Source organism: Spirosoma terrae (assembly GCF_010435915.1).
Classification (GTDB): Bacteria; Bacteroidota; Bacteroidia; order Cytophagales; family Spirosomataceae; genus Spirosoma; species Spirosoma terrae.
In genome coordinates this window covers 179390-193104 of sequence record NZ_JAAFZH010000014.1, presented here as the reverse complement: position 1 = coordinate 193104, position 13715 = coordinate 179390, and the positions used below count along the sequence as shown (strand labels likewise).

General features: G+C 48.2%; 10 protein-coding genes and 2 pseudogenes. 8 read left to right on the top strand and 4 right to left on the bottom strand.

The genetic code is table 11. The features are described from left to right. A pseudogene (locus GK108_RS24405) lies at positions 1 to 180 on the bottom strand (hypothetical protein); the annotation flags it as partial. A 129-nt stretch (positions 181 to 309) separates the two neighbouring features. On the opposite strand from GK108_RS24405, the gene GK108_RS24400 reads away from it, so the two are divergent. From GK108_RS24400 to GK108_RS24385, 4 genes and pseudogenes are all read left to right on the top strand, one after another. Next, positions 310 to 459, top strand: coding sequence for a transposase (locus GK108_RS24400; RefSeq protein WP_163954118.1), 150 nt, complete (start codon positions 310 to 312; stop codon positions 457 to 459). 122 nt (positions 460 to 581) lie between these two features. Beyond that, positions 582 to 1502 (top strand): annotated as a pseudogene (locus tag GK108_RS24395) (IS3 family transposase); the annotation flags it as partial. A gap of 253 nt (positions 1503 to 1755) precedes the next feature. Beyond that, positions 1756 to 2019 carry a hypothetical protein gene (locus GK108_RS24390; protein WP_163954114.1) on the top strand — a complete coding sequence of 88 codons (264 nt, stop codon included), beginning with the start codon at positions 1756 to 1758 and terminating at the stop codon, positions 2017 to 2019. A 366-nt stretch (positions 2020 to 2385) separates the two neighbouring features. Then, on the top strand, positions 2386 to 3357 hold the full coding sequence (locus GK108_RS24385; RefSeq protein ID WP_163954112.1) for an alpha/beta fold hydrolase: 972 nt from the start codon (positions 2386 to 2388) through the stop codon (positions 3355 to 3357). A gap of 249 nt (positions 3358 to 3606) precedes the next feature. On the opposite strand, the gene GK108_RS24380 is transcribed toward GK108_RS24385, so the two are convergent. Both GK108_RS24380 and GK108_RS24375 read right to left on the bottom strand, forming a co-directional pair. Further along, positions 3607 to 5844 (bottom strand): CocE/NonD family hydrolase, encoded by a 2238-nt coding sequence (locus GK108_RS24380; protein ID WP_163954110.1) that lies wholly within the window; start codon positions 5842 to 5844, stop codon positions 3607 to 3609. Positions 5845 to 6732: 888 nt separating this feature from the next. Next, positions 6733 to 7875 (bottom strand): DUF4249 domain-containing protein, encoded by a 1143-nt coding sequence (locus GK108_RS24375; protein WP_163954108.1) that lies wholly within the window; start codon positions 7873 to 7875, stop codon positions 6733 to 6735. Between the two features lie 424 nt (positions 7876 to 8299). Between GK108_RS24375 and GK108_RS24370 the strand changes: the two genes are divergently transcribed. The 3 genes from GK108_RS24370 to GK108_RS24360 all read left to right on the top strand — a co-directional run bounded on the left by GK108_RS24370 (position 8300) and on the right by GK108_RS24360 (position 10203). Beyond that, positions 8300 to 8464 (top strand): hypothetical protein, encoded by a 165-nt coding sequence (locus GK108_RS24370; RefSeq protein ID WP_163954107.1) that lies wholly within the window; start codon positions 8300 to 8302, stop codon positions 8462 to 8464. Between the two features lie 122 nt (positions 8465 to 8586). Continuing rightward, a complete protein-coding gene (locus GK108_RS24365) occupies positions 8587 to 8892 on the top strand; it encodes a hypothetical protein (protein ID WP_163954106.1) in 306 nt (101 codons plus the stop codon). Between the two features lie 153 nt (positions 8893 to 9045). After that, positions 9046 to 10203, top strand: a complete 1158-nt coding sequence (locus tag GK108_RS24360) for a hypothetical protein (RefSeq protein ID WP_163954104.1) — start codon at positions 9046 to 9048, stop codon at positions 10201 to 10203. 825 nt (positions 10204 to 11028) lie between these two features. Here the strand turns inward: GK108_RS24360 and GK108_RS24355 are convergent. Then, positions 11029 to 12453 (bottom strand): mandelate racemase/muconate lactonizing enzyme family protein, encoded by a 1425-nt coding sequence (locus GK108_RS24355; RefSeq protein ID WP_163954103.1) that lies wholly within the window; start codon positions 12451 to 12453, stop codon positions 11029 to 11031. A gap of 257 nt (positions 12454 to 12710) precedes the next feature. On the opposite strand from GK108_RS24355, the gene GK108_RS24350 reads away from it, so the two are divergent. Next, positions 12711 to 13643 (top strand): RraA family protein, encoded by a 933-nt coding sequence (locus GK108_RS24350; RefSeq protein ID WP_163954102.1) that lies wholly within the window; start codon positions 12711 to 12713, stop codon positions 13641 to 13643. The last annotated feature ends 72 nt before the right edge of the window (positions 13644 to 13715 follow it).

The window sequence follows — 13715 nt, the reverse complement described above, 5'->3', positions numbered from 1 at the left end:
CTGCTTGTCGGCTATCGTATACATCCTCATTGTGTCTGCTCCATACCGAAGAACAACATCCACGACTTTGCTGGTCTCGACGGTACCTTGCCAGGCGGTATTAGCTAACTGGTTTTTCACCTGAGCAGTAGCTGTTAAGCTAGCGCCTATTAGGAGAGTAATGACAAAGAATCGTTTCATAAGGTAAAGTAATAATGAGTCATTTAAGGAAGGCCAAATTTATTCAGACAGCCTAATTGGCTTTAGCGTAGAATTACCCTGAGATGGTCCAATAAATCGGCACAGTGAACTTGCTTAACTTGCAGGACCATGCAGCCTAAAAACAAACCTCTTAAACGGCGTAAATACGACGCGACTTTCAAAGCAGACGTGCTAAAAATGATCGCCAATGGGCAAAGCGTGCCTTACGTGGCTCAGGCGTTGGGTATCAGTGAAGCGCTTATTTATAAATGGGAATAGCGAACCAACGGGCAAGAGAAACACTATTTTTCAAGCCAGCCTCCGGAGGTATTAATTGAGAATCAGCGGCTACTACAACGGATTAGTCAACTAGAGGTGGAGCGCGAGATCTTAAAAAAAGCTTTAAGCATTGTCAGCCAACAGACCTAGAGCAACGCTATGAGTTGGTTAAAAGCCTAGCTGAGCAATTTAAGATAGAAACTCTGTGCATAGTGTTGGAAGTTAGTCGTACGGCTTATTACCGGTACTTACGGGGCGATAGCTACCAACAAACTCCCCAACAAGCTGAGCACCAACAACTAGTAGAGCAAGTTTTTCGTAAGCACAAACGACGCTATGGCAGTCGACGTATTACCGCTGAGTTACAAGAAAAGGGGTATCTGCTGGGCCGTCATCAAGTAAGAACGCTGATGAAAGCAGTTGGTTTACAGGCCATTCAGCCCAAATCATTTGTACCTCGAACAACGGATAGTACCCATGGAAAAGGCTATTGGCCGAACCTGCTATTAGGTCAGCCGTTGCCCAAGGCCCCTAATTTGGTCTGGGTCAGTGACATAACTTATTTGCCTTTGGAGAATGGAGAGTGGGGCTACCTAGCGGCTTGGATGGACTTGTTTTCGCGTAGAATAGTGGGCTGGCAAGTAGGTGAAACGATGGAGGACGAACTGGTTGTATTGCCCCTACGTCGTGCCTTACAATTGCATCAACCTGCCGTGGGGCTCATTATCCATTCAGATCGGGGTGGCCAATACATCTCAACGGAGTTAAAGGAGGTAATCCGGTTGTGGCATCTCAGGCCGAGTATGAGCCGGGCCGACGATCCCTACGACAATGCCTTTGCCGAGTCGTTGTGGAGCCGCCTGAAGGCGGAATTATTGGAAGGCGGAGTATTTCTGAACATTGAGGATGCATATACAGAGATCTTCGACTACATTGAGGTCTATTATAATAGGGAGAGAAAGCACTCGTCGCTGGGTTATCGAAGCCCTGAACAATTTGAACAGGAGTATTATACAAATCTGACAAATTCAGTGTGCCGATAAACCGGACCACCTCACCCGATTTCAACCTATGTGACTGATTGAGGTAGACAAATATTAATAAATCAGGGTTTTCGTGAGAATTGAGGGAGAGTTAAGGGAAACGGCACTGCTCGACTTAGGGCAATGGTGGTAGAAGCTAAATCGGTGTTGTTGGGATCTGCTACCGATTATCCGCTCTATGTTCCTTTCCTCCTTTTACCCAACTTCATATTGATAAGCTGGGTAGTTTAGTCATAAATTAACAAAATAAAATATGACTGCGCTTTCCTCTCCTTGCTCATTTGAGCAACTTGCCTTAGATCAGCTATCCGATAATGAAGTGTTGACCAAGAAAGCTAAAATCCAACAAATGGGCTTCTTTATGCTGCTTCTATTAGTCATGTTTGTCAGTATGGCTTTCGTCCTCAGTTCGTATCTGGTAGCAGCTAGTAGCTGGGCCCTGATACCCGCCCTAGCTACCTATAACAGGAAACGAAAGGCCATTGCAGTGCAGCTTCAAAAACGTAGTCTTCTCTAATGGATGGCTTAACGATGTAGCATAAATTATTAGTCGGTAGTGGTAGAAAGAATTACAAGAACAGCCTGCTTTGTCATCTAAAAGCAGGCTGTCGCTCATTTATTATTTATCAGTTCCCTAAGAGTCCTGAGCTGTTATCAGCTGTATGCACTCACACCGGTCTCTTAAGGAGCAGACTCCTAAGCGCACTGGCGTCTCGCCCTTTGAGCCTTTATTGAGAATGTACCTTTTTTTAATATCTGTCAAACTCCACCAGTAGCATACGCTCTACCGACAGTCCCCAACCGTTTACACAATTTCTTCGAGTGAGCGCCAGGGCCATTAAAAATGTGAGTAGATTGGCAAGACCGGTTTTCTAATCTGACCATGAAAACAAGCCTCTTTTTGGTAAGCCTACTGGCTACCCTTGTTCTTGCCCGTTGTCATTCGTCCCAATCTGAAATCAACTCATCGGCCCATCAGACCCGTTTGTTGTCCGTAGCCGACAGCGTTAAACTCGAAGTACTCGACTGGGGCGGAGAAGGTCAACCGTTGGTGTTCCTGACCGGCTTTGGCAACACGGCCCACGTCTTTGACGAATTTGCGCCTAAATTTACTGATCAGTATCATGTGTATGCCATCACACGTCGAGGATTCGGCCAGTCGTCCAAACCCAAAATGGGCTATGATATGGCTACACTAGCCCATGATATTCTCGTTGTTCTGGACTCCCTTCATATCCAGAAAGGCTTGCTGGTTGGGCATTCCATCGCCGGGGACGAAATGAGTAAATTCGCTTCGTTGTATCCAGATCGGGTGGCTAAACTGATTTACCTGGATGCCGCCTATGACCGCTCCAATCTGATGCAGCTTTTGGCCCAAGGCCCTGGTCAACCCAATCCAACGGCCAGGGATTCCGCTTCTTTGGAAAACTTAAGCCAGGGTATAGAGGAAGTAGTGGGTGTGGGGATTCCTGTCGAAGAGATCAGGGCAACATCTGTTTTCTCGAAAGAAGGCAAATATATTGGGGATACAACACCGACCTTTGTCTTCCCGGCCACGCTATCGAGGTTAGAGCGTCCTGCTTATTCCCAGATCCAATGTCCAGCGCTGGCGATTTATGCCCAGCACAGCTCTGTCCGTGCTGCCTTCCCATTCTACAACCGCCTAGATTCCGCCAATCGCCAGAAGGCCATGGCCTCGTTTCCTATCATGACCAAGTGGGCTAGTGAACAGGAAGCTCTGTTTCGAAAAGAAGTAAGGAAAGGAAAGACCTTGGGGATCAAGGATGCCAATCACTACGTGTTCATTTCGCATCCAGCCGAGACCGAGAAGCTGATACGTGATTTTTCGCAATAGGTGTGCCTATGCTTTGCATTTGCTATCGGTTGACCAGCAAGCATGATTTCAAAAAACGCCCGAATTACAGATACTCAAAACGCTTCCCGTCTCAGGTGGGAGCCTTTTGTGAGGTAATACTCAACTGAGATGTTAACTGTTCTCTCGCCTGTACGCCCTCCATTTTTGTGTCATTTTAGGAATATATACTACCCGGAAAGGATGAAACACAATAGGGCTGTTCAGAACGGCCATTCTGCCCAACAACCTCTATTCTTTAGTCTTAAAATCAATCAGGTAAGGCTTCAGGCGATCGCCATTCTCATTGCGAAAACTTGAACCGATCAGTAACTGACAACGCTGATTCGGCTTCACCTCAAGTTCAAAGGAGAACGATTTACCATCCTCCGAAAAGCCTCGTAACCGTTTTACCCGCGCCATGCTTTCCAGGCCCAAAGGGCCTTTGCCAAAACTATAATATCGGGTATCCATCTTTTGGGAGAAGTGAAGGATAATCACCGATGTGCTCGTGCTAACAGATTGAGCCCCGTTTTCAAATGGAGCCATGCCAATCACTCTTGGTCGGTAGTCCTCAAAATTCCAGACAGATGGCTGGGCATTTTCGGTAATAGCCCCTTCGAGCAAATCCACCTCAATAAAACTGTCGTTGAAAACCGTTTGTGTGGCCTTCACATAATCGGAGAACTTTGCTTTGTACGGGTTGCGCACGAATGTCTGGGGGTTACGCGCAAATAAGGGGAAGGCCGTACTTTGGACCTGGATCATGATCCGGTGCCCTTTTTTAAAGGTATGGAGCACATCCTGCAACTGAAAATGAACGGCCGTTTTCTGACCAGCGCGGAGTGGCTGAGGCTTTTCAAAGCTGTTGCGAAACCGGGCGGGCATCATTTCCGAACGAACCATCTGCCAGTAATTACTCAAGGTAACGTTTTTATTAGGCATGTAGGCATGATTGGGTTCGTCCATGGGATAGACATCAATCAGTTTGACAAAGAAATCAGCATCTGTACCTGTACTAGCTACGTTCAGATACGCTTTAATTTCCCCTCCTAAGGTCACATCCTGAGACAAAACACCGGTTTGAAATATCAGTACGTCCGGCCGACGGCCTGCAAAGCGCTGGTCTTCGCTCATGTAATTGTAAGGCGTAAAGTTCATCGTCGATGTCAAATCCTCGGTGTAGGGAACTGGCTTCATAGGATTGCTGGGGTAAGATACTGACTCAATCTTTTTAGGGGGTTGCCGATCTAACGTGCCCGCTGCATTTAAATAAAGCTTTTGCTTATGAATACGAGCAGCGGGCCATTGATCAAACTGATTCCATTTTTTCAGGCCCGTATCAAACATATACGCTTCCGGTAAGCCCGTACTGTTGCCTACGCCCTTCAAAAAATGACGAAAGAATTTGGCTTCAATCTCATTCATATAGAAACTCGCCAGGCTATCGCCGAAATAGAGGTTACTGTGCAGGGTATGGCCGGTCTCATAGGCCCATCCACCGTGACCAAACGGCCCCATGACTAGCGTATTGTAGGTGCCGGGGCTCTTCTTCTCGATGGTCTTATAAAGATTCAGTGGCCCCGACAGATCTTCGGCATCAAACCAGCCTCCAACGGTCATAACGGCTGTTTTTAGATTAGGCTGAACGTGCCGGAGTAAAGCTCGTTTTCGCCAGTAGTCGTCATAGTTGGGATGATTCACCGTTTCCTGCCAAAAGACGTTCCCTTTATAGTAGGTGTCAGCAAACGTCAGTGGGCCTTGATCCAGATAAATTTGGTAGCCATCCCGGAGAACTTTAGCCGTATTAACCGGCGAGCTATCGTACCAGGCGAAGGTGGTCGTGTCTTTCTTTGGCACGCCAAACCAGGGAAATAATAAAAAATAACTCTCCAAAAAGGCCCCATTATGATGAAAGTCATCAAAAAAGAAGTCTGAAACGGGTGCTTGCGGGCTGGATGCTTTCAGGGCGGGATGGTTACTCAGCAGACCAGCTGCTGCATAAAACCCTGGGTAGGACGTCCCCCACATCCCCACATTGCCAGTATTGTTCGGTACGTGCTTGACCAACCAGTCAATGGTGTCAAAGGTATCGGTGCTTTCGTCCACGTCTGTATTGTTTTTATGAACCATTACGGGTGTCATGTTGGTAAACTGACCTTCACTTTTGTAGCGGCCTCGCACGTCCTGATAAACCATGATATAGCCCTCTTGCATCATCGTCATCGATGGGCCTAAGCTGTTGGGATAACTATCATTACCGTAGGGGGCAATGCCATAGCAGGTCCGTTGCAAGAGGATGGGATAGGGGCGGGTCGCAGTAGCTTGTTTAGGGGTATAGATAGCCGTAAACAATTTGACACCATCGCGCATGGTAATGTAGGTCTCAGTTTTCGTAAAGTGATCCTGGACTTTATACGCCATTTGCGCGTATAGATAATGTGGTCCTAAGAGGAGGATCACAAGAATCTTGACAAAAAATTGGCTCATTGATAGTTGGTTTGGCTGTTCCTGCTTATCGACTAGTTTGCACATCGATGCATCTCCTTACGCTCGCCAGCAACAGTCAGTTGCTGGCCTAAAGGGTGTAGAGATTTCGAGTGGTAACTCCCACTTGGACGAGAGGTTACAGCCTAAACTTATAAATATATTCCCCCAAGATTCGGGTGGATTAACTGGACAGCACTGTTGTACCAATCGCGCGCCTTGCGCAATGGGGCCTAGTCGCAGGTCGCTTAAGTAAGCGAGAATCTAAAATCGGTTAGACGCTTGTAGAACGTCCTATAAAACGCCCTATTCTTGAGATCGAGACAGTAGTTGTCACGGCAAAGTCAATGTGTTTGAGCTTCAGTCTCAAATTGTCATCCGCTCGGGCGGCCCCGTCACTAATCAAACCGCAGCCGCGGACGGTCGCGACGGCGGACCGTTCAAAATCTCACATTTTAGCTGAGTTTGTGACCGGGCTGCCGGAGCAGACTGGTTTTCTCCCAAATGACCGCAACGGCGGACCGTGAATTATCTCCCTTTCCGCAGAACTACCCCACTTAATAAAATGCTTGGACCGAATTGATCACGTTTGCATTCAAACTCTCTGACAATTGTGATTTCTGGGCCGCCTGACCATAATCCTTCAGGACGGGGTTCAACACGAAACAGGGGGTACGTTTGCCGTTTCGTACAAAATATACTATTTGACTGATTTGATCGACAAAACGGCTTTAAAAAGTTAAAGTTGGGTTATCTCTGTGACTGAATGGGTTTCTGATTCAATCACAGAGATAACCCAACTTGCCCAGAATCGCGTATTTGCGGGCTCGGGTGAAAATTTTGCTACAGCTGGCTAGTGACGATTTGTGTACGATTCTTTAATTATACCCATCATTTCCAAAAATCCGGTTTTTTGGTAATTCCCCCCTTCAACCGACAGTCGATGCAGGCTAAGGGAGCCGTCAGGTAAGCGTATGGAGGAGGGAGGGGCGGTGAGGGTATATATTCAGAAACGATTCCGGTGGGCGAATCCCGGATTTGTTCCGCAGTCAGCGTATCCGTATCACAGTACCCATCACCAGTAATGGTAACCCAGCCAGGGAGTTGAGATTTACGAATAAAAATCCGCTGGCTGGTCACAGACCCTGCCCAAAAGAAACCCAATGCCAAATTAGTCGGATCGTTTGTGGAATGAATATTTCCCGTAATCTGCGAAGGTTGTGGATCAAAGATGGAGCCGATGTTCTGCGTTATTTTGGCCAATTGATCGTAGTATTCATACCCAGCCTGACTTAAAGCATACTGCCGGACAAGAATGCTGTATTTACTCTGAAACTTAATCGACGAGCCAGGAATAGCGATCAGCGGAAACTGACTGACAATATCCTGACTTAGCCGGACGGTGGAGTGTACCCTGATATTTCTGGAATTTGAACTGCCCCAGCAGTTGAATACGTCTTCATTTCGCCTGTCGATAGTTCTGTTTGTATCATTATACACAAACAATGAATAGTAAGCGGCTGTGTATTCCCAGGTCTCATCGTATTCCCAGCGGTAATAATGCGTAGTGTTCTGCGGATCATGCGTATTAACGTTAATCTGTACCCCATCATTTTCTACCTGCCAGCTTATGCTGTCAATAGCGGGGCTCATAGTGACGGGTACATAGTCGGAATAATACGTTAACCCGCTGGCCGTCTGAATGTGGAGCCGGTACGTTTCGCCGGGTTGGGCCGTTACGCCCGATAAGGAATAAACGCCCGCGCTTTTTTCGGTTAGACTGTAAGTGGCATTATGCGCACTCTCAATCGTCAGTCTGGCATTCGTTTCGGCTGTTGGCGGCTTGGAATCCGTCAGATTCTGCGACCACGAGAGTTGAATGGTCGTCGTAGCGCCCGGCGCACTATCAAAAAAACCGTTAACTACCAGATAGGTGTTTGGATCGGAAATTTCCGGCGGGCGGTATGGATCAACGCAGCCCCCAGCCAGCAGAACCAGTACCCAACTACCTATCTTAACGAGACTATTTTTCATAGTTAAAAGCCGATAACAAGCGATACACCGAGCGAAACGAAGATTCAGGGAGAAAAGCTATTTTTAAAGAGACCTCTGTGCAGCTCTACTTTCCTGTGTCATTCTCCGTGTCATCTCTACAGGTTCTCAAAATCTGAGATTAGGTCTAAACTGATGCGTTGGTGCGAGCTAGGCTGAGAAAAACGCTTCATCATTGAGCAAGTAGAGCCAAAGTGGTGGCTATCCACCGCCCAATTTGGAAGACGATCCACCAGTTCATAGCCGTTCTACTTAAGCTGGATTTATGGGTACTAAAAGGCGTTGATCAACGTTGCTTTACTTGCCCTTGCTTAAGGTCAGTTCTTGGAAAAGTTTCTTAACATAAGATCCCTTATGCAACTTATTGTATTACAGCGAAATAGCTTGACACTAACCTTGTAAAGTTATGAAAGTGAGCAGTTTTATTGATTTCAAGAAAAAGGACAAAGCCAGTGCCTTTCGCTGGCACGTGGTCGAGCTTTACCGATTAGGGCTGGTGAGTGAAGCCCAGATTTTGGCAGAATTAAAAATCTCCGCGACGGCGGCCCGGCCGAAATTGATATGGTCCTAAAAATCCGGACACGAAACTTTTTTAACTTCGTGTACCGATACGTCGGCCCGGCATAAACCAATCCCAACGCCCCAAACGAAAGTATACCGCCGAACGGTCCGCCGTAGCGGTTTAAAGCTGATGTGCTGCGGCTAGTTGCCAATGGTGAACCCATCATGACCGTAGCCCGCAAAATGGTCATTAGCGATAGTCTGATTCACGCCTGGCGGAAAGCGGATGACAAAGCCGGGCCGCCGGGCGGGGAAAAGAAAACCGATCAGGATCTTCAACAAGAAGTCGACAGCTTGCGTCGGCAACTGCGACAAGCTGAGATGGATCGGACGGCCGAAGCCGCGCGAGATCCTACAAAAAAAGCTGTGGCCATTTTCAGTCCCGGCGGGGAACCGTTCGACAGAATAGGCTGTCATGGTCAGCAGGAGCCTTTGTGAAGACTAAAAAAAGTGAAAAATAAGCGTTACTCTGTTTCTAAGCACACAATAAAGCGCCTGATTTCTCGTTTATAAATCAACAGCTTCGGAGCCCTGATGAATTCCATCGGGGCTTTTTTGTTGGTTTTAGAGTGAGTCCGGAGCGTTTGACTTGTGAAATGCGTAATCCTCTGCGCTGAGATTCAGTTTGAGGAACTCATCCATGCCGATCCGGGCCGCCGACGCGGTCGTGTCGCTCCAGTACGTAGCGACGAAAGGGGAAGCTGCTTTTGGCTTTATCAAGCCCGGCAGCTTTTTCGGCTCTACGTAGTCCGTCATGGAGTAGCCCAAGCCACCAGCTTCACCATACAGCCCGTGACGCCTACCCTTCCCGGTCTGATCGGCAAGCAGTCATTCCGCTTGTTACCCGAGGGGGTGACGTTTGCTAAGCCCGTAACGCTTCAGTTTCACTACCAGCAGGACGAGCTGGAGGGTACGTCCGATCAGTTACTATTCATGGCCTACCAAGGGAACGATGGCATCTGGAAAGCGCTGCCCAACACCGAGCTGGACGAAGCCACCCGCACGCTGACGGTCAACACCACGCACTTTAGTGACTGGGGGGCGTTTGCTGAATTTAACCTGGAAGTCGAAAAAACCTTGATCAAGCCCGGCGAATCGACCAACCTCAAACTGGTAGGCTATTACGATGATCTTCACAAAGCGCCTGATGCGGAACGGAGTGAAGTGGCCCTGACTCAGCAACAAGTGCTACAGGACCCGGGTAAAGTCAGAAACTGGCGGGTAGCGGGCGTGGAGGTTCATGACTTCATACCCCCTAAATTCCAGCCTCGTAAGGGAGCAACGGGTAAAGCGATCATTCTGGCGAATATCGCTATCGAGGGTAACTCATTTGAGGCCACCTGGGCCGGGAAAACGTATGCCTGCAATGCCATCGGGTTTATCAGTCAGCAGGGCGTTACCATAGTGACCAACGTTGGCAATCCCAATAGCCAGAATCGGGTGATGACCATGAGTATTCGTGCAAATCAGCTCAAGGCATCAACCACCTATTCGTACGACAACCTAAAAGCACCTCTGGACGGACGCGCGGATATTATGCTGTCGGATGGCCTGACGGCCTATTGGGCAACGTACGTCTACCCTTGCAATGGCGGGCAGATCAACTCACCTAACAGTATTCGTATCGACTCGGTGGATGGAAAGACCATAACGGGCTCCCTAACCGCTACCCTATATCTCTCGGAAGATTGCAAAATTTCGTCCCAACCGTTTACCGCCCGCTTTAGGCTTACCCTGATTGCGCAGTAAGTGAATCGGCTCCCGGTTTTGCAACCGGTTCGGTGTCCCGGTTGTCCTGTCGCTACGGGGCACCCGGGACATTTCTTTCCCCCTTTCTGGTGGTGGGTTTGCTGAAGTGGTCTACGCCACCCGTTACTCAGACTAGTCTTGGCCGTACGGGCAGCGCGCTGAAAGCATCAGTGTTTTTCGAAACAGCTTAAATAGACCTAATAATTGCGCCGATAAATCAGCCGCGTTTTTGCTTGCCGTCGCCGGTATAATTATCAGTCCACTCAAGTAGTAAAGCTGAACAACGAGGCCAGCCTGTGAGGTGCGCCAATTCAGGGCCTTATTGTGGTAGTTTAACCACCGTTTTTGGCGATGAAGATGGTGATTGTCTTTGAAAGGACAATCTAAATAAGATGAAGTCTCAAATTGTTATCCGCTCGGGCGGCCCCGTCACGAATCAACCGCAGCCGCGGACGGTCGCGACGGCGGGCCGTCCAAAATTCTCACATTTTAGCTGAGTTTGTGAGACGAAATGCCGCTATACAACATTCAAGTTATTGACGGCCATAGTGTCAGAACGCAGTAAATTAAGTTTACAACACTCACATATTAGGCACAAATGGTCCGCCGTGGCGGTCGGAAATTTGCCCTGTTTGTTTGGTTATGCCCAGTCTTGCGTCAGCCACTATAAACTACATGAACTGAGTGATTAGGTTGTCCCCGACAGCATCCTGCTGTCGAAGCCATAGGCTAAGTTGTAATGCCCCAATTAGCCACTAAGTGGCTTCGACAGCAGGATGCTGTCGGAGACAGCCTAATCACTTAATACAACTATAAACACCTAATTTAACTCCACTCGCGGTCGGCAGAGTCGCGCGTGTTCCACATGTCAGTTGGCGCGAACCACGTACCGCCTTTTTTGAGGAATTTTTTAGCAACCTCTTCGTTTAACTCGACGCCCAAACCTGGTTTTTCCGGGACCCGTACGAATCCTTTCTCAACAATCGGCTTCATGCCAGTTACCAGATCTTCCCAGCCTGGTACGTCTACACCGTGGTGCTCAAGGGCTACGAAATTTTCGGTTGCTGCCGCGCAGTGAATGTTGGCCATCATCGAAATAGGTGAACCAGCAAAGTGCATCGCCATTGGAATTCCCTTCTCTTCGGCATAATCACCAATCTTCTTGGTTTCCAGCAAACCGCCCGATGAAGCCAGGTCGGGGTGGATCATATCAACTGCTTTCGCATCGATCAGCTTAATAAAGCCTTCTTTCAGATAAATATCTTCGCCGGTTAAGGTTGGCGTATCAATCGCATCAGAAATCTGTTTCCATTGATCGGTATACATCCAGGGCACCAGATCTTCCAGCCACGCCAGCCGGAATGGCTCCATCGCCTTGCCAATCTGAATAGCCGTATTAACGTCGAAATGGCCAAAATGGTCGGCAGCCAGCGGCAGGTCATACCCAACAATCTCGCGAACTTTTCCTACGTGGTCGGCCAGTCGATCCAGTCCTTTCTTCGTCACCTGAATCCGGGTAAAGGGGTGCTTGGTGTTTGCGTAGTTGCCCAGTTTGCCCGGTTCACGATCGCTCCACTGTTGCTTTACACTCCAGTTTGACGCATTAACGAGCATTCCTGGTTCATCCGCCAGCATACCAATACCGAAATCCATTTTCAGGAATGTATAGCCCTGCTCCCGGCGTTTCTGCATATTCTTGGCAAAATCCTCATAATTGTTGGCCTCTGGCGTATCGGCGTAAAGACGAATGAAATCGCGGTATTTTCCACCCAGTAGCTGATAGACTGGTACATCATACGCCTTACCGGCCAGATCCCACAGCGCCATTTCAACGCCACAAACGCCACCAGCAGCCCGGCTTTGTCCACCAAACTGTTTAATCTGTTTGAAGATCTGCTCGACGTTACACGGATTCTTACCTAATAAGCGGCTTTTCAGCATCAGCGCGTAGTTGGCACTGGCGCCATCCCGAACTTCTCCCCAACCTACAATTCCCTGATTCGTATCAATCCGAATGATTGGACTGCTGAACGGAACGCCCTGCAAAATAGCAACGCGCATGTCCGTAATTTTCAAATCCGATGGCTTAGACGAACGCCCTACTTTCTGGGTAATGAACTCCATTTCCTGCTCGGGACGGTTGTCGAACGCTAAGCCAAGCGAAAGGCCACCCAATCCGGCATTGCGCAGGAAATCACGGCGGTCTGATGATTTATCGGATAAGGATAAACGAGATAAAATGTTTTTCATGGTTAAGGAATTCTGCGGGATTTTACAATCGACTCTTTATAAAATGATCTAATGCCAGTATTTTACTTATCAAAACGGCTTTTATCAACATAATTGTCTTTTAGACATTTTTCAGCAACTATGAAAGTTCATCGCTACGTATCGTTTATGTCCATTGGCTGCCATGATGCATACGTAGCCAGTTCGTCCATCTCTCCCAGCGTATGAGAGCGGATACCAATTACCTCTTCAATAGTATATCAACGCCCTTACATTCCATGTTAAAACGAACTTTACTATTAGCTACTCTTGGCATCTTAGGCAGCCTTTCCGGACGAGCTCAACGCATAGGCTCATCTCCCGAATATGTTAAAGCCCTAACGGCCGAATGGAAAGGAGAACGCCTGCCCGATGGCCGTCCACACGTATCTGATCTGGTCCTGGAACGTTTGCAAAACTGTACGTTGGAGCAGGTATGGGGCTACCTCGGCAAGAAGGGGTATCGAAATCAGGTCGAGAAAAACTGGGTTATCCTTAAACCTGGCGAAACCATGACCGGCCGGGTTGTTACAGCCCAATTTATGCCCAGCCGACCCGACCTGGATAGCCTGGTAAGAAGGCAGGGGCGGGCCGAAGGTCGTTCCCAAAAAGGCGGGATTAACATCTGGCCTATCGATATCCTGACGAAAGGCGATATATACGTAGCAGATGGCTACGGAAAAGTGAAAGATGGTACGTTGATAGGCTCCAGCCTGGGCAATGCTATTTACGGCAAAACTGGCCGGGGCGTCATCTTTTACGGATCAATCCGGGATATGCAGGAATTGAAAGATACGAAAGGGTTCAATGCCTGGGTCAAAGGGCATGATCCGTCTTATATTAAAGACATGACACCCACGTCAATCAATGCGCCCATCCGTATTGGCGAGGTAACCGTAATGCCCGGCGACGTAGTGTTTGCGAATGAATATGGTGTCGTTTTCATTCCGGCCCATCTGGTTGATGAGCTGGTTTCTGAATCAGAAATGACGGCTTTGCGCGACGAATTTGAACGCTTTCTGCTTCAGCAAAGCAAGTACCCGTCCGGCGAAATCCACGGCGACTGGTCCGATAAAATCAAGAATGAATTCAGAGCCTGGGTTGCTAAGTATCCTAAAAAACTAGCCATTACGTCGAAAGATATAGAAGCGTATTTGGCTAAAGGGCATTAATTTACCCGCTCTGACTAGTTACCAGACATCAAAATAATAGGCCTTCGAAGCCTATTATTTTTTGTCCGCATG